This window comes from Cohnella panacarvi Gsoil 349 (genome assembly GCF_000515335.1).
In the GTDB taxonomy this organism is placed as follows: domain Bacteria; phylum Bacillota; class Bacilli; order Paenibacillales; family Paenibacillaceae; genus Cohnella; species Cohnella panacarvi.
The window spans coordinates 773,417-795,822 of sequence record NZ_KI911563.1; the positions used below are offsets into that span (position 1 = coordinate 773,417).

A 22,406-nucleotide genomic window follows, 5' to 3' on the forward strand; every position below is an offset into this window, starting at 1 on the left:
GACGCCTCGGGTGACCGTGACAAGAAATCGGACCTCGGACATGACGAACGCGGCTCGTTTTTCGAACTTAAGTAGCATTTTCTAACAGTTATGACGGGAATAAGAGGATTCGTCCGCCGCCTATCGAAAGGGGTAGGAGCTTATTTCATACGCGCGAGGAGATTAGGCATGTTAGTCGAACAACTGCTCAGAGTCGCCGAAATCGGCCGCTTCGTCGGAAGAACCGATGAACTGCAGGCTCTAACGGCGATCCTATCATCGAACAGACCGGAATGGACGAATATACGGCTGCACGGACCTAGCGGAATCGGTAAGACCGCGCTTCTGAAGCGCTTCGAAACGACCCAAGACGCGGCAACGCTATGCCTGTATGCCGATTGCTCCGGATTCGGCTCCGCGGAGGAGCTGTTCTTCGAGCTTGGCGTACAGCTATCGCGCAACGGATTCGGAGACGAGCCGGACATACCGGGGAAATCCTCGGGCGTTAAGCTGGCCGACACCATCAATCGTATCGGAAATACGGGCAAGCGGTCGGTCGTTCTGCTTCTCGACGCCGTCGAGGAAGACGAGCCGCTGGCTCGCGAGCTCCGAAGCTGGTACCTCTTGCTCGATAGCAGGATTGCGGTCGTCACGGCCGGTACGACCGCCGCGAACGCGTCCTCCTCCGGCGTGTGGCACCGCCTACAGCAACGTATTCGCCTGTCGCCCCTCTCCTACGAAGAACAGGCTGCCTATATGAGGAGCCATCACATTCACGATCAACGACTGCAGGACGCCATCTCCCGGTTTGCCGGCGGCGTCCCGATGGCGCTGGAGCTTGCGATCGAGCGCATCCGTCGCGGATACGACCAGCAGGACTTGCTCTCGCTTTGCAGCATTCTTGTCGGGCATCTGTTGCGGCATATCGATCAACCTCTGACGTATAAGCTGATCGAAGCGTCCTCCTTGATACCGGAGTTTAACCAAGAGAGCTTGTCTGCGCTCGTGGAACAGGAACTTTCCGCCTTCGATTTCAACGCGTTCGCGCGATTGCCGCTTATCCAAGTTACCGATAACGGTTGGACATTAAGCGATCCGTTCAGAACATGGGTCGCCCTCGATTTCCAACGCCGGAAACCGCACGCCTTCCGCACCATGACGGATCGCGTGAACGAACGATCGCCTGCCGAGAAGTCGGTCGTTTCACCGGTTCAAGCGCCTAACCCGCCGGCCGCTACGCGGCGGATCGTAGATGCCCTCGGCGTTTTGCTGCTTCATTACGCCAATCTGGCGAATCAAAGCGAGACGCTTGCCGACTTCGCGTCGATGTTCCCTCGGCTGATGGCCGAGAACCCGTCGGCCAAAGACTCCGCAAGTCCGTTCCGCGCCGCTCTTCGGCGGGCCATTCGCGGGATGAGCGAGCAATCCGACGCTAGCTTCGCGTTAAGCAAGCTGCTCGAGCAAGCCTATATGGCCGACACGCGTTCCCATGCGAGAACCGCGGAACGGTTCGGCTATTCGATGGCGACCTATTATCGGAATTTGAAGAAAGCCAAAAACCTGCTTGCCGAGACGTTATTGTCCATGGAGCAGGAGCATGAACGCGAACGCCGGTAATCCCCCCATGAATATCGCCGACATCCGGTTTAATGCCTTCAGAAACTAGCCCAAACGATAGAGGTCGAGGTTAATGCGCCGCTATCGTCTCTTGGGCTTGTTGTATCCTCTCTCCCCGTAAGGCTGAAGCTTCTCGAGCCACAATTCGAGCAGCGTCTCTACTTCCTCCTTGTACCCATCGAGCTCGGACGGGTCGTTCATTTGCTCCTCGCGCGGCTTGATTCGGTCGAGCACTTCGAATACGAATGCGTTGCCGCCGTAACGGTTCCAATCGTCCCTCAGCTCCATGAACGTATTCGCGTTCATTTGCTTCGAGAAAGCCAGCCGATTGTTCATGCCATCCAAATCCATCGAGCTTCCGACCAACGCTTTTCCGTTGACCGTATTGCGGATTTGATAGACGCCCATCGGGCGAAACGACTGTTTATACGCCGTGGCCAGATCTTTCTTCTGTTGTTTGTCCAGCGTCATGTCAATAACCCATTTCCTTGAGGATGTTGGAAAGCGTGCGCAGCCGTTCTCCGATCAACTCCCCATCGTTGCTAAGCGCTTGGTTGAACAGCTTGATGTCCTCTTTGATTTTCTCGTTGTCTGTACACACTTCCACCGTCATCGCGTCGCCTTGCAAACCGATTCTATCGATAACGGGATTCGCCGGGTCGTACAGATCCGGATAACGATACGCCTCGCGAAAATACGAGAGCGAACGGGCGATCAATATCGCGAGGTCCATCACCCGGTGAAGCGGGAGTTCCTCGGATTGGCGGGACCACTTGTCCCCGGTATGCCGCCACACTTTCGCCGAGACGTCGACTTTGCCCCGATCGTTCCATTGCGCCAGTCCTAGCGAGAGGCCCTGCGTGTCCGTCTGCCCCGCGTATCTCCCGTCCACGTTCGCGTAATTCTCGGATACGATTACGGGTTTATGTTTTAACGAAGTCGGAATTTTCACGTTGTCATCTCCTTTTCATATTTACTAATTTACTAAATTACTAACCTTCATGTCAAGGTTATGACGCTCGTTCATAATTCGGACGGGCCTATGGTACAATATTCTTGCGAAAACCTATCTATCGTGATGGAGGCTGAGTTCATGGCATTGGACGTGTATTTGAATTTTCAGGGCAACGCGCGGGAAGCGATCCGATTCTATACCGACGTCTTCGGTTCGGAGCCCGCTCAACTGATGACCTTCGGAGACGCGCCGCCGCATCCGGACTTTCCGCTCCCCGACGAGGCGAAAGATAAGATCATGCATGCACGCCTTACGATCGAGGGCAGCAACGTCATGTTCTCGGATACGTTCCCCGGGACGCCCTTCACGTCAGGCAATAACGTAAACTTAGTCGTGAATAGCGACAGCAAGGAAAAAATGAACGGATTGTTCGGCCGGCTGAAGGACGGCGGTACGGTAACGATGGAGCTGCAGGAGACGTTCTGGAGCAAATATTACGGCATGCTGACGGATCGATTCGGCATCCATTGGATGTTCAATCATATCGCCGAATAAAAGTACGACGTAATGGAGTCGCCCCGACGGGCGGCTCCATTATTCGTATAGGCTTGGATTGCCGAGTTGCCCTAAGGAATCTGGTCACGAAATAATTACTTTGACACGCAGAGTAATGTGTGGTAAATTTACTCCATCAGGTAGAACTCTATGTGATAGAACACTAACAGACAGAACACTTGCAGGCAGAGTACTCAGCCAAGATCGATTCTGGTTCAGGAGGACAACGAATGATTAGAAGCGATGCTATACGCGGACATTTGGACGCCATCATCTTGCGCCTCATCTACGAGGAAGATCGCTACGGCTACGAAATTTCCAAAGAGATCGCAGCGCGTACGAACGAGCGGTTCCAGATCAAAGAAGCGACGCTGTATGCCGTCTTTCAACGGCTGGAACGCAAGGAACTGATCGAATCTTACCTCGGGGACGTCTCGCACGGCGGACAACGGCGATATTACAAGATCACGAAGCTAGGCCGCGCGTACTTGAGGGAAACGATCGAGGAATGGAACGAAATCAAAGACATTATGAACATATTCATGGAGGGATTAACGTGAGAAAGATCAGATCGCACGTCGAAGAATGGTTTAAGGATATACCGGATAGCGAAGCGAAAGAAGCGATGAAGGCGGAAATCGTCCAGAACCTCGAGGAGAAAGTTCAAGATTTGATTCATAAAGGAAAGGCCGAGGAAGACGCGATCAATAAGGCGATCGTGGATTTCGGGGATATCGCGGACATCAAGGAAGAGCTGGGCGGCGGTCAAGCCGCGCGGAACGCGAGAAACCGCTACGGCATCCACTTGGGCTTCTCGATTTGGGGCAGCGCGCTCATTATCGGACTCATGATCTTTATTAACTTCTACACCTCGCCGGATACGATCTGGTTCGTCTACCCGACTTTCGGCGTTCTATGGTGGCCGCTGACCATGTTCTACAGATGGTTAGCCAATAAGCAATAAGGGAGCTGAACCCAATGAAAAGCAAACAGCTCGCATTCGCCGTGACGGGAAGCTTCATGTCGATCTTATTCTTCTTCATCGTCAATCTGCTGACGACTCCCGACGATTACTGGTTCATCGAGCCGTCGTTCGCCGTCCTGCATTGGCCGTTAGCGATGGCGTTCGCGGCCAGGGGCAAGACCAAGCAGTTCGCCTTGTACGACAGCTTGCTCGTCATCGCGTTCTTGTTTACGGAAAATAGGCTCCATTCACCGGATCACCCTTGGTTCCTATACGCGGCACTGGCCATCGTCTGGTGGCCGATCGTCATGTTCGCGGGACGATTCGCCAAGACGTTCGCCATGGCGGTCATCGGCAGCATCGGCGTCATAGCCAGCTACGCGCTGCTGAACGTCACCGTCTCGCCCGAGTTCCCGTGGGCGATCTTCCCTGCTTTCGTCGTGCTATGGTGGCCGCTCGCCATCTACTGCGGCATCGTCAGGCAATGGTTCCTATTCTCCGTCATAGGCTCACTTCTAAGCGCCGTTTTCTTCGTTACCCTGAACGCGGTCACGACGACGGAAGTTTGGGCGATCTATCCGATTTTCGCGTTCGCATGGTGGCCGCTCAGCATGTACTATTATTCCCGCAATCGAGTAGATGGGGGCGGCTAGCCCCCGACCTCTCACACCACCGTACATGCGGGTCCGCATACGGCGGTTCCTAAAAGTTAACGAGTTTCAAGATAACGAGTTGTCAGACTTAACAGCCCTTGGTCACTCCAGTAGGAGCGATTAAGGGCGTTGTTTATGTTTCGGGACATTTCCCAGCATCCGCGGCGAGCGTTTGCCATCATTCTTGCCGCCCACTCCGGTACACCTAGGGCACGTAAGTTTCGGAGCCTGGATTTAGGTAGTTTCCACTGCTTCCATAGGCACATGCGTAGTCTTCGGCGAATCCATTCGTCGAGTCGTTCGCAGTGCGTCTTTACGGATGCTAGCCGGAAGTAGCCTATCCAACCCATCAGGTAGCGATTTAATTCTTGCAGCCTCTTCTCCATCGAGACGCCTCGCGTACGCGAGGTTATCTCCCTGACGCGTTCCTTTAGTTGTTCCAGTTTCTTCGGCGCGATTCGAATCGTCGCGACTTTGTTGCTGAGAAAGCTGAATCCAAGGAACTTGCGGTTCCATGGGCGGTCTACCGCACTCTTGTCCCGATTCACTCTTAGTCTGAGCCTCTCCTCTACAAAGCGAATGACCGACGCCATTACGCGTTCACCTGCACGCTTGCTTCGGACAAAGATGTTGCAGTCGTCCGCATAACGCACAAACTTCAAGCCGCGTTCCGTTAACTCTTTGTCCAGATCGTCCAACAGGATGTTAGCTAAAAGCGGGCTGAGCGGACCGCCTTGCGGCGTTCCTTCCAGCGTCTCCTGCTTTGTCCCGTCGACCATGACTCCGGCATTGAGGTAGGAACGAATCAGCTTCAAGACACGCTTGTCCGCGACTTTTCGTGCTACCCTTGCCATGAGGATGTCGTGGTTCACTCTGTCAAAGAACTTCTCCAAATCTATGTCTACGACCCAGCGATTTCCTTCTTGAATGTAGGACTGCGCTTGTTTTACTGCGTCATGGGCACGTTTCCTTGGGCGGAATCCAAAGCTGTTCGGTGAGAATAACGGGTCGAAAATCGGTGTCATTACTTGCATGAGGGCTTGTTGGATCAAGCGGTCCATTACGGTTGGGATACCTAACAGCCGCACCCCGCCTCCGGGTTTGGGGATTTCCACCCGTTTGACTGGCATCGGTCTGTACGTACCCAATTGGAGCTGCGCTTTCACGGTTTCCCAGCATTCCCATACGTGTGCTTGTAGCTCGGCTACCGTCACGTTGTCTATGCCGGGCGCTCCTCCGTTTTGTTTCACTCGCTTGTAGGCTTCTCGGAGATTTCCCTCCTCGAGCATTTGATCCAGCAAGTCGTGCTTTCCTTCGCGAGAAGAAAGGTCGGTTTGTGCCGACGAAGAACTCGGCGCTCCGGCATACCCTTGCGGTTTCACCGCTACCCTTTGCCGCGAGCTCCCTTGCGGGATATTCTGCTGTCGTTGTTCTTCGCGCGAACGCATCGATTTCTTNTCTCCTTTAGGTTCAGCCCTTCCGGTGTTGTTGCAACAACACCGTACTATGGCTTCTGCTGACTCCTGCGGATTCAGCGCGACTTCTCAGCCACGGTTACGCAAATACTTCGCATATTCCACAGGTCTCCCCAGATAAGAACGTCATCTTTCCGCCCGCGCTCGCCCAAGTTTACGGCTGCAGCCTTTGGCAGCTTAGGATTTCGTCATGTGATGGTGACTCATCCGACTGCAACCGCCTCAAATTGGATTCGTGTACCTCGAGCCGTGCGTTTGCCTCCAGCTTCCTTCGGATTCCGCCTCGCGGCGGACACCCTTGCTCTTGGCTATGGTAGGCGCTTGCCAGCCCCCATTCCGGACTTTCACCGTAGAGATGACGCCCATGCTGGGCGTACATCGTACGACGGCATAAGGCGCGCAGCCTTATGCCGTTCGTTCGTCTAGCCGCGCGCGCGAGCGAGCTCGTCCATCTTCACGATCGTTTTCCAATTGCGCATCGTCGCCGGACCGATCTTCTGCAGCTTTCGAGGCAGCTTCGAGTCAAGCATGCTTTGGTTGAAAAACCAGTATATTTCCCGCCCGACGATCCGATACTCGTCGCGCCCGGTATCGATATCCGGTATTGCGGCGATTTCCTCCTCGGACGGCTCCCGCTTAAGCAGCGACAGATGAATGCTTTGGCCTTCCGTCACCTCGGCGAACGAATACGGGCAGCGCTGCATGATATTCTTCAGCTCATCGGCGCTTCGAATCATCGTCGGCATCGGAAAGCCGAACGCCGCCTCGAGCAACCGCTCGAATCGCCCTTCCAGCTCGGATGCCGCTTCGTCCGATTCGAACAGGATGTTGCCGCTTTGAATGTACGTCTGCACCCGGTGCATGCCGTCTTCCTCGAGCGTACGCTTAAGTTCAGCCATCTTCACGATATGGTTCCCGCCGACGTTAATTCCGCGTAAAAACGCCATGTATAAGGTCATAATCTCATTTCCTCTCGCTTCATGGTATCGTTCCGTCTCTTCTCGAACAATCGGTTCTTCGTAAATCTCGCTGCCGAGAACATCCCATATCCGGCGTAACAGCCGATCGCGTAGAGGATAACGTCATCGATGTCCCCTACGCCCGACCGCGTATAGTACTGGATCGCTTCTATGGCGATCGAGATCGCCAGGGCGAAAGGCCAAAATCTGATCCACGCGCGCAAAGAAGCGAAAAGCATAGGCGCTAGCAAGCCGAACGGGACGAACAACGCGATATTCCCCGTGAGATTTCTCTCGATAATGCCGGGATTATACCGATCGGAGTGGAAAATATACTGGCGAAGCGTAGAAAAAGGCTCGATATTGTAGGACCCCCAGCCTGCGCGCTTGTGGAAAATCCAAGCGTATTGGTTAAGATCGTTCACTCGAACCTGATAGATTCCGCCAATGAACAGAAGTTTCAAGACGACGAGCGAATAGACGATGAACATCGTCCAGACCGCGAACTTAAGCAGCCGCTTAGACAGGCTTACCGTCTGATTCAGTCCGTGGCTGATCCTATCCGCTTGTCCAAAGTCGTATATCGCGCACTTTTCCGCGTCTTGTTCGGTATATCCTTTACTAACGTAATCGTTCTTGAGCAATGTCAAATGATCTGTCAGTTCCAGCTCCAGCTCCATCTTCTCCCGATCGTCCGTCTTCATCTTGGCGACGATCTCTTTGACGTACGTTTGTACGATGCTCATCCCATGCCCTCCGCGCTGATCGAAATCAGACGGCTTACTAACCGCCATTGCTGCAGCTTGCCGGCTAACGAATGTCTGCCTTCCTCGGTAATTTCGTAATATTTGCGCCGTCCGCCCGTTTCGGAGTCCCCCCAGGAAGAGGTCAACAATTGTTTTTCCTCCAATCGCCTTAGCGCGGGATATAACGTGCCTTCGCTCATTTCGTACGCTTGCTCGCTTACCCTTCTCAGGTTCTGTATGATCTCGTAGCCGTATGTCGGACCTTTCCCGATAATGGACAGCAGTATAATATCGATGCTGCCTTTCCAAATTTCCCTATCCGTAACATCCACCTCGATCCGATCATCTTGTTATTCTATGTACATCGTATAACATAGTAAGTAGTATGGCAAGGTTATCCAATCGATCGCACAATGGATCAACCCTAGAGAGTAACTTCCGAGCTACCTGCACCGAATACAGATAATTGATTATCCAGCCGATCAGGCTCAAATGTAAAAGGAAAGAGCAGCGAACAGACGATCACGTCCGTCTCTCTATCCTTCTCTTTCCCTTATCGTACTTTACGTTAACCTCACGCTATACGCACCGCCCGCAGCAAAAGAGAGCCCGTATGTCACGAGCTCTCTTCTCTTATAACCTAAGTCTTATTCGCTCCACATTCTGACGCGGGCTTTGACGAGCTCTTCGCGGAGATCTTCCGCTTTCTCTACGTCGGCCGCGATCAATTCTTTCTGATAGTCATCCCAAATTTTATCGAACTCTTCCGGTTTAGCCAAGATCGCTTGCGGGATCCGTTTCCACGTAATATCCTGCAATTTCTTCTCGAGGACGACGGAATCGCTTTCCGTCGGAACCGGAATGTTCCAGGAAGCGCCCCAAGGACGAACCTTGAACTCTTCTTCTTTCGGGAACAGGTCTCTCCAAGTCGTCGCGCCGTAAGCCGCGAGCGTTTCTTTCTCGACGTCGTTGAAGCCGGCTACGATTTGCTCGGGGAAGTTCGTCGTGTAGTAGTTCCCGGTAGGGTCTTTCACGCCGTCGCCGTAGTGAGCGGACAGCAGGTTGTAGTTGCCGATGCCGGTTTCTTTCTGGAACTTCGTCGCATCGTTGATTTTGCGGTTGTTCACGTCTTCGGGAATCACGCGTTTGCCGCCCTCGACCTTGTAGTGCTTGCCTTCAATGCCCCAGTTCATCAGAACTTGGCCTTCGTCGGAAGCGAGATAGTCCAGGAACTTGATTGCGCGAACCGGATCCGGGTTGTCTTTGGAGATCGCTAAGCCGTTGCCTGCCATGAAGCCGCTTGGCCAGAACGATGCTTCTTTGTATTCGGAGGTCAGCGTAACCGGATAGTGGCCGTAGCCGTATTCGAATTTGCCTTCCGCTTTCAGCGCTTTCTCGCCGTCGCCGTAATCCCAGTCCTGGTCGATCAAACCGAGAACGCGGCCGGTGGCGATTTTGGCTTTGTATTGGTCATACTTCTGAACGAAGCTTTCTTTGTCGAGCAGGCCTTCCGCGTTCATGTGGTTCAACCAGCGGAAATATTCTTTCTCTTCCGGGCGGCGGAAATGGTAAGTGACTTCTTGCGTATCGATGTCGATGTGGAACTCGCCGTCGTCCGCGCCGCCCGTCGTCAGGAACGCAGGGTTCGTAACGGAGATGAACATATGCCAGTCGTCCGCGTTCAGGGACAAGCCGATGTTCGGGTTGCCGTTCTCGTCTTTCGGATGCAGCTTCAAGTAATCCTTGATCGCTTTCTCGAAGTCCGCGACCGTCTTGATCTGCGGATATCCTAGCTCTTTCACGACGCGATGCTGAAGCTCGAAGCCGCCGCCGGCGTTGAAGTATTGTTGGCCGACCGTGCTATAGGAAGGAATCACATAAATGGCGGGATCGACTTCGCTGTATTTCAAGCGGCCCAGTTGGCCTTCGAATACTTTCTTGATGTTAGGAGCGTATTGGTCGATCAGATCCGTCAAGTCGAGGACGGCCCCTGCGTCGACGAATTTGCTGATGCTTCCTTTGGCGCTGATCAGATCGGGATACTCTCCGCTTGCCGCGATCAGGGAAGACTTCTGCACAGGGTCGCCGACGGCGTATTCGGCGTCGAGCGTGATGCCGGTTGTCGCGGTGAGCGCCTTGCCGACTTCGTCTTGCATGTTCGCCCAGTTCGGATTCGGATCTTCGCTGTAGAACGTCATGGTCAGAGGTGCGAGATTGTCCTCGGATGCGCTGCTCGTCGCGGTCGGATTGGCCGAGATGCTCGGGCTTGCATTGCCGGCATTGTCGTTGTTATTGCCGCAAGCTGCAAGCAGACCGGCGAACAACGTCGTCGTCAGGACAAGACCTGACCACTTCATCTCTCGTTTCATGTTTAACCCTCCTGTATCGTATGAGAAGCTATATTGTAGTAACGGGTTGCCCCGTTCATACCGGTGTTCATTGCGCCCGTTCGGATTTAGCCTTTGACGGCGCCCAGCGTCATGCCCTTTACGAAGTAACGTTGAAGGAAAGGGTAGACGAGCAGGATCGGCAACGTGACGACGATCGTAATCGCCATCTTGACCGACTCCGGCGATACCGTGGACATGACCTGCGTGAGGTTCGGGTTATGAATATCCGCGTTGTTGCCGGACGTCGTGCTCTGCAGCACTTTCATCAGCTCGAATTGCAGCGTCGTGAGCGACTCGTTGGAGCCGTTGTACAGATACGTATCGAACCAAGAATTCCACTGTCCGACCGCCAAGAATAGCGCGATCGTCGCCAGCGCCGGCTTCGACATCGGCAGAATGATCCGCCAGTAAATCGTGAAATCGTTCGCGCCGTCCAGCTTGGCCGACTCTTGCAGTGCGTACGGAATCGTATCCATGAACGAACGGATGATGAATACGTTGAAGGCGCTGACGAGACCCGGGATAATGTACACCGCGAAGGTGTTCATCATGTGCAAGTCCTTAATGAGGAAGTAGAACGGGATGAGACCGCCCGAGACGTACATCGTAAGCGCGAGATACACGGACACGAACCTGCGGCCCTGGAAATCCGGACGGCTGAGCGCGTATGCCAGCATCGACGCGCTGATCAGACCGACGATCGTGCCGATTACCGTACGCAGCACGGATATTTTGAAGCCGGTCAGAAGACTAGGAAACGAGAAAATGAGATCGTAGTTTCGCAGCGTAAATTCGCGCGGGTAGATCGTAATCCCGCCTCGCACGCTGTCGATGGAATCGTTGAAAGATAGCGCGAGCACGTTCAGGAACGGATACAACGTGACGATCATAACGCCGATAACGAAGACGTAGACGACGAGGTTGAAAATCCGGTCCGACATCGGCGTGCCCATCGGTGATTGCTTCGTTGACATGTCGGCACGCCTCCTTACATGATGCTTTCTTTCGTTATTCGTTTGAACAGACCGTTCGCCGCGAACAACAGGATGATGCTGACGACGGAGTTGAAAATATTAATCGCCGTACCGAACGAATAGCGGCTCATCTGCAAGCCGTACTCCAGCGAGTATAAGTCGAGTACTTGCGAGTAATCTCTGACAAGGTTGTTGCCGAGCAAAAATTGCTTTTCGAATCCGATTTGGATCAAGTGGCCGATCGACATGATCAGCAAGATCACGATCGTCGTTCGGATGCCCGGCAGCGTAATGTGCCAGATTTGTCTAAGCCGGCTTGCGCCGTCCACTTTGGCCGCTTCGTACAGCTCCGGCCCGATGCCGGCGATCGCCGCCAAATAGATGATCGTGTTCCAGCCCGTTTCCTTCCATACGTCGGACAAGGTCACGATCCCCCAGAACAGTTCGCCTTTAGCCATGAACTGAATCGGTTCGTTCATGATGCCCAGCCACATCAGGAAGTCGTTGACCGCGCCGTTATCGGTCGAGAGCATCTTCGTCACGAGACCCGCGACGACGACCCACGATACAAAGTGGGGCAAGTACGAAACCGTTTGCGCCACTCGCTTGAATGCCATGCTGCGGATTTCGTTGAGCATGATCGCGAAGACGATCGGCACGAGGAATCCGGCTATAATGCCTATAAAACTCATGGCCAGCGTATTGCGCAGCACCTGATAGAAAGTATCGTCTTGGAACAGCGTCTTGAAATGGTCGACGCCTACCCACTGCTGTTCGCCGAACGACAAAGCGGGCTTGTACTTCTGAAAAGCCATCGTCCAGCCCCATAACGGATAGTAGCTGAATACGAAAACCCACAAGACGAACGGAAGCGACATCGCGTACAAGTACTTGTTGCGCAGGAACGTTCTCCAGAACGTGCCCTTGTCTCGTCGAACCTGCGGTTGTCCGTCTATTGTGACCGCTTTCATAGAATCCCTCCTGCTAGGTTGCCGTTGCTGCATGAGTTCATGTTAGCCGATGCCGAACGCGGGAACTACCCGAAGGATTGGACGCAAAATCATATCAAAATTAGTGTAAGCGGATTCAAATCCAGCCGACGTTTACTTTTTCTTGTACGCGGACGGGGACGCGCCTTCGTATTTGCGGAACTTCGCATGAAAATAATCGACGTTCGCATATCCGACTTTGTCCGCCGCTTGATACACCTTCATCCCCTGCTCCAATAGCTTCTTGGCATGCTCGATCCGAACTTTGTCCAGATAGGTGTTGAAATGCTCGCCCGTCTCGCTCTTAAAGAGCTTTCCTAGATAGGCGCTATTGTAATTGAACAGCTCCGCAAGCTTCTCCAGCTTCAAGTTGTCGCTGTAGTTACGATGGATCAAATCGATCATGCGCGCGATTGGCGAGCGACCGGAGGAGCATTCGATCGAGTCGGCGATATCGACGAGAATGCCGACGATACGATGAAGGAAAGAACGGCAATGAAGTTCCGTATATAATTCCAGCAACCTTGCCCGATATTCCCGGGTATTGAACTCCGGCCGGCTGACCGAAAGCTTGTCGAGCACGTCCGACAATAGCTGCACGAACTCGGCTTTGAACTCCGTCTCCCCTCTTCCAAGCTTGATCAACGCCGCCGCTGCCTCCTCCACCTGCCGCACGATCGATTCGCGCTTGCCGATATCGACCGCCCAGTAAAGCTTCTGCCCGGCCATTGCTCCGTCCAAGGCTTGCTTATCCGAGCAGGCTTGCGAGCGGGCTACGAACGGCGTACCCGATCCCGCCGTGGCGATCGTCTCGCTTTCGAGGAAGAACCGTCGCCTCATCAGATCGAGCGCGGAGAGGTAAGAGCTTCTAAGCTCCGACCAGACTGTTGCTTGATTGCCCGCCGCCGCCGTGAAATCGTCCGCATACTCGGCGCATGCCGCTTGGATGTCTTGGTACAGCAGGCGCCGGCTCCACTCTTCCCGGTGGTATCCGCCCGATAGCAACAACCCGATGTAAGGTTCTAGCTGGAACACGATACCGCGCCCCGCCGGTTCGAATTTATCTTCTAAGTTTTTGCGAATTTGCGCGTATGCCAAAGCTTCTTCCGTACCGAGCCCGTGAGGTTTGATCAACACGACCTCGAAGGCGTCCCATTCCCGAATCGCCTGCGGTTGACCGTGCTTCGCGCCGTCTTCCGAAAGCATGGCCAGAATGGCCGTTTCGGTACTCGTTCCCCGTTCTCGGTCGGCCGACCGCTTGTATTCGCTCTCTTGATCCAACTCTTTTTTCAACTTCGCCAAGTAATCCATGAGCTCGTCCTCGTCGACCGGCTTCAGCAAGTATCCGTCGATTCTTAACGTCATCGCTTGCTTCGCGTATTCGAAATCCGCGTAACCGCTCAAGATGAGCACGTGCATCGCGCCTCCGGCCGAGCGTATCGCTTTCACGAGCTCCAGTCCGTTCATTTCCGGCATCCGAATATCCGCGATAATGAGATCCGGCTCCAGGCGCTTGTATTTGTTCATCGCTTCGATTCCGTTCGCCGCCTTGTCCACGACGACAAATCCGAGCTCGCCCCAATCGATGAGCGTAGAAAGCCCGTCTCTAATACGCGGTTCGTCATCGACGATCAGCACCTTATACATAGACATCCTCCTTGATCGGTATCGTGAATGAGATGCGCGTTCCGACTCCCGGCTCGCTGTCGAACCGGAGTCCATGCTCCGGACCGTAAGACAGAACGAGCCTCATATGCACGTTCTTCAGACCGATGCGATGGTTCTCGCTGTCTTCCGTGTCGCTGAGCTTCCTCTTCAGCTCCGATAGCTTGTCCGGCGATATGCCGACTCCGTCGTCGCCGACTTCGACCGCCATTACGCCTCCGGCTCTCGCGACGCGAACTTCGACTTTGCCGCTGTCCAGCTTATTCTCCAGGCCATGGATGACGGCGTTCTCGACGAGCGGCTGGATGATGAGCGGCGGTATCGGCATCCTAGTCAGGCTCGGATCGACCAGCAGCTCGTAGGTTAGCCGATCCTCGTATCTGAATTTCTGAATGTCCAAATAACAGCGCACGATGTCGATCTCGTCGGCCAGACTCGTTCGACCTTGACCGACCTCCAGGTTTTTGCGCATCAGCTTCCCGAGCAGGCGGACGACCTGCGCGATATCCTTCTCGCCCTTCAGGTGCGCTTTCATCCGAATCGATTCCAACGCGTTATACAGAAAATGGGGATTCATCTGGCTCGCCATCATCTTCAGCCTGATTTCGCTCTGCTTCGACTCCAGCAGGCTTTTCTGCCTGTTCGTCTCTTGCACTTCGGCGACAAGCCCGTTAATGCTGGACACCATCGCGTTGAACTGGCGGGACAGCTGTCCGATCTCGTCCTTGCCGTCGATATGCATCGAGATGTCCAAGTTACCCGTCGCGACTTTCGTTATATGCTTGCTAAGCCGAAGCATTCGTTTCGAGAGGATCGTCGATACGCCGAACACGAGAACGACGGCGATCAACAAACTTGCCGTAATCACCGTAAGCGCCAATTGATTGATCCGATCCGCGTCCTTCACGATGTTGCCGATAGAGAATACCGATACGATCCGCAGCGCGTTGGCGCTCGATTCCGGCACGAACGGCTCTACGAAAACCCGCGATGCCGCGCCTTCCACATCCGTCTCGAACCTATTGCCCTTCCCTGTCATGATCTCCGGATCCAAATCGATGTCCGACAGCGTTCTTCCCGCTAATCCCAAGCGGTTGGCGGCGACGATCGTACCGCTCCCGTCCACGATCATCGTCTCGAACGATTCCTGGTTTAATATCGAAGTCAGCATGGTCATGTTAACGTTCAAGACAAGCACGCCGCTCGACGCGTAATCGGGAAAAGCGACTTTGCGCACGAGGCTTAAGTAATCGCGATTGTCTCGCTCGTCCTTCAAGTAGTACCAGTTGACGGTGTTGCCGAAGTACCTGAACGCGTTCATGTACCAATCCGTTCGTTGGATCTCCTCGCTTGGCTGAATGAACTCCCAGTTGTTGAGCAGCGTACTGTTCTCGACGTACAGGCGAATGTTATCGATCTCTCCGTACAAGCGGCGCTCCTCGTTAAAACCCGTGAATTCCCGGTACGCCTTAACGACCTCATAAGTCGAATCGTAGCGGCGGTTCGTGACGCTCTCTAGCTTCTCGTTATTCGCGATTCGGTACGCGCTGTCGTACAGGACGTTCATCAGCTCGGCGGTTCGCGCTTTGACGCGCTGTACGTTCGTATACGTCTGATCGATCGCGTTGTCGAGCGTCATGGCGCGCAATTCGCGAGTCAGGAAGATACCGACGATCAGGACGGGCAAGAACACGACAGCGACGAACGAAACGATCAGCTTCGTCCTTAATTTCACGTTGTTGAAGGCTTGCGACATCAGACGAAACACGGCTGGGCCTCCTCTCGTGACAGCACGAATTGTTCATGGACTTTACGACGAAACATGAAAGCGGCGACAGCGTTGCCGCTGCCGCCGATGGCGAATGGTTCCGGTTCGACGATGTCGGCTGGTTCCGCTTCGGTCACTAACGATGACGATTCAAGCTTAAATAACGATCTTAACCATCCCTGATGCGCCGTGCGGCACGAGCCTCGCGCCTTCGGGGCTCTTGCGCGTTTCCGCGCCTTCCACGGAGGCGACGGTTTCGATGCCGCGGAGAACGGCCTGCCATGGCTTGCCTTCGCCTTCGACCTTGATTTCGATCGCGTTACCCCTGCGAGCCGCGCTCGCATGAACGACAGCCTTGCCGTTCAAGTCGTGGATCGTAGCCGTCGCCGTAGCGCCGTCTTCGAGCTCGAACAGATGGAGCGTGACGTTGTCGGCATAATCGTAGTCCGGACGTTGGTTATTGCTGCCGATCGCGATGAGGGAATTCGGACGCACGAGCAGCGGAATCGAGCTATAGCCATGCTTCTCTTCCACCCACCTGCCGCCGTCGATCTTCTTCCCGTCGATCAGGTTCGTCCATCGGCCCGCCGGAACATAATACTTGGCGATTCCTTCTTCGTTGAAGATCGGCGCGACGAGCAAGCGTTCGCCCAACATGTACTGCGTGTCCAAATAGCGCGTCGTCAGATCCTCGGGAAACTCGAGCAGCATGGCGCGCATCATCGGCAAGCCTTTCTCCGCCGCTTCGACCGCGCAGCCGAACAAGTACGGCATCAGACTGCTTTTCAGCTCCGTGAAGCAGCGAAGGACGTCTACGGATTCTTCGTCGAACAGCCATGGCACGCGGTACGTTTCGTTGCCGTGCAGCCGGCTGTGCGAACTGAGCATCCCGAACGCGACCCAACGCTTGTAGATGTCCGCCGGAGCCGTCCGCTCGAACCCGCTGATGTCGTGGCTCCAGAAGCCGAAGCCGGACAAGCCGAGCGACAAGCCGCCGCGAAGCGTCTCGGCCATCGAATCGTAGTTCGCGGAGCAGTCGCCGCCCCAGTGAACCGGGAACATCTGGCCGCCTGCCGTTGCCGAACGGGCGAACAGCATCGCCTCGTTCTTCCCGCGATTCTCCTCTAGCGCCTCGAATACCGCTTGGTTATAAAGCTGCGTATAGTAGTTGTGCATTCTCATCGGATCGGAGCCGTCGTAGTAGACGACATCGGTAGGAATACGCTCGCCGAAGTCGGTTTTAAAGCAATCGACCCCCATGTCCATGAGCGCTTTCAGCTTGTCTTTGAACCACTTGGTCGCGGCCGGGTTCGTGAAGTCGACGAGACCCATGCCCGCCTGCCACATATCCCACTGCCATACGCTGCCGTCCGCTCTGCGCAATAGATAGCCGTTCTCCATGCCCTCTTGGAACAGAGGAGATTTCTGCGCGATGTAGGAGTTGATCCATACGCAAATTTTCAGCCCGCGATCTTTCAAGCGACGGAGCATGCCTTCCGGATCGGGGAACATCGCCTTATCCCATTCGAAGTTGCACCACTCGTACTCTTTCATCCAGAAGCAATCGAAGTGGAACACGCGAAGCGGAATGCGGCGCTCCGCCATGCCTTCGATGAAGCCGTTCACCGTCGCCTCGTCGTAGTCGGTCGTGAACGACGTCGTTAGCCACAGGCCGAACGACCATGCGGGCGGAAGCGCGGGTTTGCCGGTCAGCTTCGTGTAGTTGTTCAGAACGTCCTTCAGCGTCTCGCCGCCGACGATGAAATATTCGAGCGTCTCGCCCTGCACGCTGAAGCCGACTTTGGAGACGACCTCGGAAGCGATTTCGAACGATACCCGCTCCGGATGGCCCACGAATACGCCGTAGCCGTTGCTAGACAAATAGAACGGCACGTTCTTATACGCTTGCTCGCTGCTCGTCCCGCCATCCTCGTTCCACGTATCGACGACTTGTCCGTTTTTGACGAAAGGAGTAAATCGCTCGCCCAGGCCGTAAATTTGTTCGCCGACGCCAAGGTCGAGCATCTCTCGGAAATACGGCGTTCCGTCAACGTCTTTAATGTATGCCGCTGCTCTATGAGCCGTTCCCGTCAACTTGCGGCCGTTATAAGCGAACGTCAACCCCCAAGACGGGGTCTTGCGGATCTTCGCCGTAAGGCCTCCGGTCGTCAGCGTCGCGTGTTCGTCCGTCTGCTCCGTTGTCGCGTTGACGCTTTCGTCCTCATTGATCCGGAAATTCGGGCCGAGCCGCTTTGCGCCCGCATGGTGAATCCAACGAACGCGGATCACGTCTTCCATCGGCGAGCTGATTTCCGCCGTAAGCATCGTTCCGTTCAGCGTATCGCCTTTGATTCTGATCGGTTTTACCGCGCAGTATGCCGTCAGCGTGCCTTTCGATTCGCGAACTTCGCGAACATCGACCGGGGTTTGAAGCTCGACGCCTTTGCGCGTTTGCCAGTAACCGTCCGTAAATTTCACCGATATTCCCCCATGAAGAAAAATATGCTTGCATGCTATAATGATATTGTCATTATTCCATGACTTCTTCGTGAAAATTGCTCATTAATAACATGATTTTGACTTCATCTATCGACAAGAGGGAGGCAAATCGACTTCCATGAACAAATCGCTGCTGAAAGAAGAACGCAAGCATGGCACGCCGGTCTATCCGGTCAGCCTATACGAGATTACGTGCTCGCCCGACCATCCGCTGCTGTACCTCCATTGGCACGACGAGCTCGAGTTTCTGCTCGTTACGGAAGGACGTGCCGCTTTCCGCGTCGACGCAAGCGATTACGAATTAAACGCGGGAGAAGCGATCTTCGTGAATTCCGGCCTGCTCCATTCCGGCTCGGTCCTTGGCGAAGAGCCATGCTCGTTCGTGGCGGTCGTGTTCCATCCGAGCCTGTTCGGGAACGGTTCGATCGACTATTTGTTCGACCAATATATCGTCCCCGTCATCCAAGAAACGTTACGATTGCCGGTCCATCTGCAGAGGCGGACGGGGCCGGCAATCGAACTGCTGGATATGCTTCATAGAATCGCGAAAGCCAACCGCGATATGCGGTTGGCTTCGGAGATGGAAATCAAAGGCTTATTATTTATTTGCTTGTCCAGAATGCTCGCGCTTAGCGAACCGACGGCGGGTCCGCGACGCGAGCAAGACGATTACCGGATCGATAGGCTGAAAGCGGTCATAGAACACATCGAGCAGCATTATGCCGAAACGATCACGCTGCGGCAGCTTGCCGGAATCGCTTGCATGAGCGAATCGTACTTTTGCCGGTTTTTCAAGAAAATCACGACCAAGAGCCCGGTCGAGTATATGAACGGCTACCGCGTCCAACAAGCCGCGGCGCGGCTAAGAGAGACGGACGACAAAATGATGGAGATCGCCTTGGACGTCGGCTTCAACAGCCTCAGCTACTTCAACGTCGTCTTTCGCGGGCGTTACGGTTGTACGCCCAGCGATTACCGGAAAAAGCTTATACGCGTCGGATCATGAACGATGAGGCGAACGCGACGATCGAAGCGGCGAAGCCGAACAAGAACAGTTGGTCGATGCCCGTGAAGAAATCGCCCGCTCCGTTCAATATCGCGCCCATGATCGTTACGCCGATCGCGGTGCCGATATTCCGCGAGAACAGGCTGAGCGACGTCGAGACTCCTTTCTGATGCGCTTCGACCAACTGCTGAGAACCGATCGTCGACACGGTCGAGATCAAGCCGAAAGCGAGTCCTTGCACGATTAGCGCAACGAAGACGTACCAGAATCCGTTGCCGTGCTCCATCAGGAACAGCAACAGCCCGGAGACGACGAGAATCGCATTGCCGACGATCAGCAGCTTCGAATAGCCGAAGCGCAATATCCACTTCCCCGCCGGAACGGCCACCGCCATCCAGCCGAACGACATGCTTAGGAGCGCAAGGCCGCTCTCGAAGATGGAGTACCCTTCCTCTTGCAGGAACAGCGGGACGAAGCTGGACGTGCCGAACAGCGATACGCATGCCAGAAATCCGTTAACGTTAATCCATGTTACCGCCCGGTTGCGCAACAGCGACAACGGAATAATCGGCGATGCGTGTCTGCGCTCGTAGAGATAGAACGCGATCATCGCGACTGCTCCTCCTGCCCCGTAGGCATATGCATACTGTTCCACGGTCGTCGTTAACAGAAGCAAGCTGACGCCGATCGCGAACAGCACGGATCCGCCGAAGTCGATCGTCGATTTGCGCGGGGTGTACTCCTCCTTATAAAACTTCAGCAGGATCACCGAAACGATGCAGATCGGGATATTAATGTAGAAAATCCATCTCCAGCTCGCGTATTCCACGAAGAACGCGCCCAGCATCGGGGCTAATACGGCGGACAAGCCCCACATTCCGGTGAATAGCGCTTGGATTTTGCCCCGTTTCTCGATCGAGAACAGATCGCCTGCGATAATAGCCGGGAACGGCATCATAATGCCGGCGCCGATTCCCTGAAGCGCCCGATACAGGACGAGCTGCAGCATCGATTCGGACAATCCGCACAGGATAGAACCCGCCAAGAACAGAATAAGTCCGCTGGAGAATATCGTTTTGCGTCCGAATAAATCCGAGATGCGGCCCGCTACGGGGGATACGACCGTAGACATGATCATATAAGAGGCGAAGCTCCATGCGTAAAGCTGCATGCCGCCGAGCTCGTCCGCGATGACCCCCATCGTCGTGTTCGCGATCGTCGTATCCATGGAGGCGACGAGCATCGCCAGAACGATGCTGATCATGACGGGGAGCCTGCTCGATCGCGCCGCAGATGTATCGGTAATTGAACGCTGTGGACTGGACATTCGGACTCCTCCTTTTTACAATAGCAATTAATAATAGCTTTCCGATAAGGAGAATTCAATATGTCGAACCGCAATCCTCGCATCATTCATTCGGTTATATTCAGTTTGAAGCACGCGCAAGGTTCCGAGCAGGAGCGCCGTTTCCTGGAAGACGGACGAAGCATCCTGAGCGGAATTCCCGTCGTCAACGACTTTCAGGTGTTCCGGCAGGTCAGCCCTAAGAACGATTACGACTTCGGATTCTCCATGGTATTCGACAGTCAAGCGGACTATGAGGCGTATAACGATCATCCCGCGCACTCCGCGTTCGTTAACGAGCGCTGGAAGGTCGAGGTCGAGAAGTTTCTCGAAATCGATTACGAAGCGATATAATGCGCAAAAGAGACCTTCGCGGTCTCTTTTCTATTTGTCGTCTCTTTCAGATCGTATACGGGTTTGCCTCGATGGACTCGGCTTTCGCGACCGCATCCTCCAGCGTCATGCCGACGAAAGCTTGCGCGGGGAACAATCTTCCGCTCTTCTTATCGTCCACGAATGCGCCGACCGCGATGCCCGGCACGACGCTTTCGACGGCGTTCGGCGCCTGAGAGCCGCCCATATCCGTCCTGCACCAGCCCGGATCCGCCAAACTCATAATGACGTTCGTGCCCTCCAGACGGGACGCCAGATCCTTCGTGAACTTGTCCAGCGCCGCTTTGCTTGCCGCGTAGCCGAGCTGTTCCGGCTCGTTGCGGATGCCGCTCGTCGTGTTGATGACGCGTCCGAAGCCGCGCTCGATCATCTTGGGAAGAAGACGAAGGCATATCGTCGCCGGGGCATTGAAGTTAATGCGGAAGCTCATGTCGAAATCTTCCTGGGGAGTCGTCCAGTAGTCGCTGCGATAAGCGATCTGCACCGCCGCGTTATTGAAGACGATATCGATATTCGTTCCTTTCGCTTCGATTGCATCCAACATCCCGACGACTTCGCTAGGGTTGGCCAGTTCGGCTTGCACGCTGTAAACCTCGACTCCGAGCGCCCGGACATCTTGCTCCATCATTCTCGTGTTCGCCAGGTTGCGGCTGTGCAGAATGAGATTGCAGCCTTTCCTCGCCATATACATTGCCGTCTGGTAGCCGACCCCGCGGCTTGCGCCCGTGACGAGCGCCCATTTTCCTCTAACGTTAACCATATGTACTCTCCTTTGCATCGTTGTGAACGCGCGTTTACAATCGAACGTCTACCATTATAATCGGCATTGGAGAGAACGTCAAAACGGGCGGCGGAACGAATAACGACAGTCCGGCCGTTAGCGTGAAATAAAAACCTTTTGCAGCTATTCTCGTTACTTGGAGTTATGTTGGGCTCAATAGCGACGAAAAGCAGTTATTTTATTCCCAAATTCGGATTTTCTCCATTCATTGATTATTTAACTTCGATCGGTTGTTATTTCCTCCATTTTTGCTTTATGCGGAACCTTAACTGTCGATTTGCTTTTATTCCTAATTCGCGAAAAAACCATCCTTAACGGATGGTCTCCGATCGCTACTTCCCCAACGCTTCCTTCACCGTGTCTACGAACATGTCGAACAGCTCGTCGTCTTCCTCCAACCGCTCGTCCACGACAGATATTTCTTCCTCGCTGCCCGGCTCGTTGCTGAAATTAAGCGCATAGTTCCAGTCGTACTTGCCATCGTCGCTTTGCAGCGTAATTTCGTACGGCTGTTTATGGCCTTCGACCGCAAACCGCACGTGACCGAGGTATCCTTTCTCTTCCGTGTAACTCATCGTCGCGCCCAGCACCTGTACGTTCATGCGTTGCATCTCCTTCGTTTGATACAATTTGTATCATATTTTGATTCACTTTTAGCTTACATTTTGAATAACATCTCTATTTCCGTGCATA

At 54.3% G+C, this 22,406-nt stretch carries 22 protein-coding genes; 7 read left to right on the forward strand and 15 right to left on the reverse strand.

The window, feature by feature from the left end:
* Positions 1 to 168: 168 nt before the first annotated feature.
* The gene (locus COHPA_RS0103615; protein WP_027084836.1) at positions 169 to 1,596 is read left to right on the forward strand and encodes an AAA family ATPase; all 1,428 of its coding nucleotides are present in this window, start codon (positions 169 to 171) and stop codon (positions 1,594 to 1,596) included.
* A gap of 81 nt (positions 1,597 to 1,677) precedes the next feature.
* Here COHPA_RS0103615 and COHPA_RS0103620 read toward each other — a convergent pair whose 3' ends face one another.
* Positions 1,678 to 2,067 carry a GIY-YIG nuclease family protein gene (locus tag COHPA_RS0103620; RefSeq protein WP_027084837.1) on the reverse strand — a complete coding sequence of 130 codons (390 nt, stop codon included), beginning with the start codon at positions 2,065 to 2,067 and terminating at the stop codon, positions 1,678 to 1,680.
* Position 2,068: 1 nt separating this feature from the next.
* The gene (locus COHPA_RS0103625; protein ID WP_027084838.1) at positions 2,069 to 2,548 is read right to left on the reverse strand and encodes a DUF6530 family protein; all 480 of its coding nucleotides are present in this window, start codon (positions 2,546 to 2,548) and stop codon (positions 2,069 to 2,071) included.
* A gap of 141 nt (positions 2,549 to 2,689) precedes the next feature.
* Here COHPA_RS0103625 and COHPA_RS0103630 point away from each other — a divergent pair, with 141 nt between their 5' ends.
* From COHPA_RS0103630 to COHPA_RS0103645, 4 genes are all read left to right on the forward strand, one after another.
* Positions 2,690 to 3,106: a VOC family protein gene (locus COHPA_RS0103630; RefSeq protein ID WP_027084839.1), complete on the forward strand. Its 417-nt coding sequence runs from the start codon at positions 2,690 to 2,692 to the stop codon at positions 3,104 to 3,106.
* A gap of 230 nt (positions 3,107 to 3,336) precedes the next feature.
* The gene (locus COHPA_RS0103635) at positions 3,337 to 3,666 is read left to right on the forward strand and encodes a PadR family transcriptional regulator (protein ID WP_027084840.1); all 330 of its coding nucleotides are present in this window, start codon (positions 3,337 to 3,339) and stop codon (positions 3,664 to 3,666) included.
* The gene (locus COHPA_RS0103640; RefSeq protein WP_027084841.1) at positions 3,663 to 4,070 is read left to right on the forward strand and encodes a permease prefix domain 1-containing protein; all 408 of its coding nucleotides are present in this window, start codon (positions 3,663 to 3,665) and stop codon (positions 4,068 to 4,070) included. Before COHPA_RS0103635 ends, COHPA_RS0103640 begins: the two co-directional genes overlap by 4 nt.
* Before the next feature lie 14 nt (positions 4,071 to 4,084).
* On the forward strand, positions 4,085 to 4,723 hold the full coding sequence (locus COHPA_RS0103645) for a hypothetical protein (RefSeq protein ID WP_027084842.1): 639 nt from the start codon (positions 4,085 to 4,087) through the stop codon (positions 4,721 to 4,723).
* 56 nt (positions 4,724 to 4,779) lie between these two features.
* Here COHPA_RS0103645 and ltrA read toward each other — a convergent pair whose 3' ends face one another.
* The 10 genes from ltrA to yicI form a co-directional block, all read right to left on the reverse strand.
* Positions 4,780 to 6,171: a group II intron reverse transcriptase/maturase gene (ltrA, locus tag COHPA_RS0103650; RefSeq protein ID WP_027084843.1), complete on the reverse strand. Its 1,392-nt coding sequence runs from the start codon at positions 6,169 to 6,171 to the stop codon at positions 4,780 to 4,782.
* A 449-nt stretch (positions 6,172 to 6,620) separates the two neighbouring features.
* Positions 6,621 to 7,157 (reverse strand): DUF1697 domain-containing protein, encoded by a 537-nt coding sequence (locus COHPA_RS0103655; RefSeq protein ID WP_027084844.1) that lies wholly within the window; start codon positions 7,155 to 7,157, stop codon positions 6,621 to 6,623.
* Positions 7,154 to 7,903 carry a VanZ family protein gene (locus COHPA_RS24180; RefSeq protein WP_027084845.1) on the reverse strand — a complete coding sequence of 250 codons (750 nt, stop codon included), beginning with the start codon at positions 7,901 to 7,903 and terminating at the stop codon, positions 7,154 to 7,156. Before COHPA_RS24180 ends, COHPA_RS0103655 begins: the two co-directional genes overlap by 4 nt.
* Positions 7,900 to 8,235, reverse strand: a complete 336-nt coding sequence (locus tag COHPA_RS0103665) for a PadR family transcriptional regulator (RefSeq protein WP_027084846.1) — start codon at positions 8,233 to 8,235, stop codon at positions 7,900 to 7,902. The genes COHPA_RS24180 and COHPA_RS0103665 overlap by 4 nt, the downstream gene beginning before the upstream one ends.
* A 315-nt stretch (positions 8,236 to 8,550) precedes the next feature.
* The gene (locus tag COHPA_RS0103670; protein WP_027084847.1) at positions 8,551 to 10,272 is read right to left on the reverse strand and encodes an ABC transporter substrate-binding protein; all 1,722 of its coding nucleotides are present in this window, start codon (positions 10,270 to 10,272) and stop codon (positions 8,551 to 8,553) included.
* Between the two features lie 86 nt (positions 10,273 to 10,358).
* On the reverse strand, positions 10,359 to 11,267 hold the full coding sequence (locus COHPA_RS0103675; protein WP_027084848.1) for a carbohydrate ABC transporter permease: 909 nt from the start codon (positions 11,265 to 11,267) through the stop codon (positions 10,359 to 10,361).
* A gap of 14 nt (positions 11,268 to 11,281) precedes the next feature.
* A complete protein-coding gene (locus tag COHPA_RS0103680; protein ID WP_027084849.1) occupies positions 11,282 to 12,238 on the reverse strand; it encodes an ABC transporter permease in 957 nt (318 codons plus the stop codon).
* Positions 12,239 to 12,370: 132 nt separating this feature from the next.
* The gene (locus COHPA_RS0103685; protein WP_169733243.1) at positions 12,371 to 13,909 is read right to left on the reverse strand and encodes a response regulator transcription factor; all 1,539 of its coding nucleotides are present in this window, start codon (positions 13,907 to 13,909) and stop codon (positions 12,371 to 12,373) included.
* Positions 13,896 to 15,689, reverse strand: coding sequence for a histidine kinase (locus tag COHPA_RS0103690; protein ID WP_027084851.1), 1,794 nt, complete (start codon positions 15,687 to 15,689; stop codon positions 13,896 to 13,898). Before COHPA_RS0103690 ends, COHPA_RS0103685 begins: the two co-directional genes overlap by 14 nt.
* Positions 15,690 to 15,845: 156 nt before the next feature.
* On the reverse strand, positions 15,846 to 18,167 hold the full coding sequence (gene yicI, locus COHPA_RS0103700; protein ID WP_027084852.1) for an alpha-xylosidase: 2,322 nt from the start codon (positions 18,165 to 18,167) through the stop codon (positions 15,846 to 15,848).
* Positions 18,168 to 18,306: 139 nt separating this feature from the next.
* Here yicI and COHPA_RS0103705 point away from each other — a divergent pair, with 139 nt between their 5' ends.
* A complete protein-coding gene (locus COHPA_RS0103705; protein WP_027084853.1) occupies positions 18,307 to 19,194 on the forward strand; it encodes an AraC family transcriptional regulator in 888 nt (295 codons plus the stop codon).
* On the opposite strand, the gene COHPA_RS0103710 is transcribed toward COHPA_RS0103705, so the two are convergent.
* Positions 19,175 to 20,521 carry an MFS transporter gene (locus COHPA_RS0103710; protein ID WP_051421737.1) on the reverse strand — a complete coding sequence of 449 codons (1,347 nt, stop codon included), beginning with the start codon at positions 20,519 to 20,521 and terminating at the stop codon, positions 19,175 to 19,177. The genes COHPA_RS0103705 and COHPA_RS0103710 overlap by 20 nt on opposite strands.
* A 60-nt stretch (positions 20,522 to 20,581) precedes the next feature.
* On the opposite strand from COHPA_RS0103710, the gene COHPA_RS0103715 reads away from it, so the two are divergent.
* Positions 20,582 to 20,893, forward strand: coding sequence for a Dabb family protein (locus COHPA_RS0103715; RefSeq protein ID WP_027084855.1), 312 nt, complete (start codon positions 20,582 to 20,584; stop codon positions 20,891 to 20,893).
* A 46-nt stretch (positions 20,894 to 20,939) separates the two neighbouring features.
* Here the strand turns inward: COHPA_RS0103715 and COHPA_RS0103720 are convergent, their stop codons facing one another.
* Entirely contained in the window at positions 20,940 to 21,692 is a 753-nt protein-coding gene (locus COHPA_RS0103720; RefSeq protein WP_027084856.1) for an SDR family NAD(P)-dependent oxidoreductase, read from the reverse strand.
* Between the two features lie 353 nt (positions 21,693 to 22,045).
* Positions 22,046 to 22,315 carry a Clp protease/crotonase-like domain-containing protein gene (locus COHPA_RS0103725; RefSeq protein ID WP_027084857.1) on the reverse strand — a complete coding sequence of 90 codons (270 nt, stop codon included), beginning with the start codon at positions 22,313 to 22,315 and terminating at the stop codon, positions 22,046 to 22,048.
* Between the last annotated feature and the right edge of the window lie 91 nt (positions 22,316 to 22,406).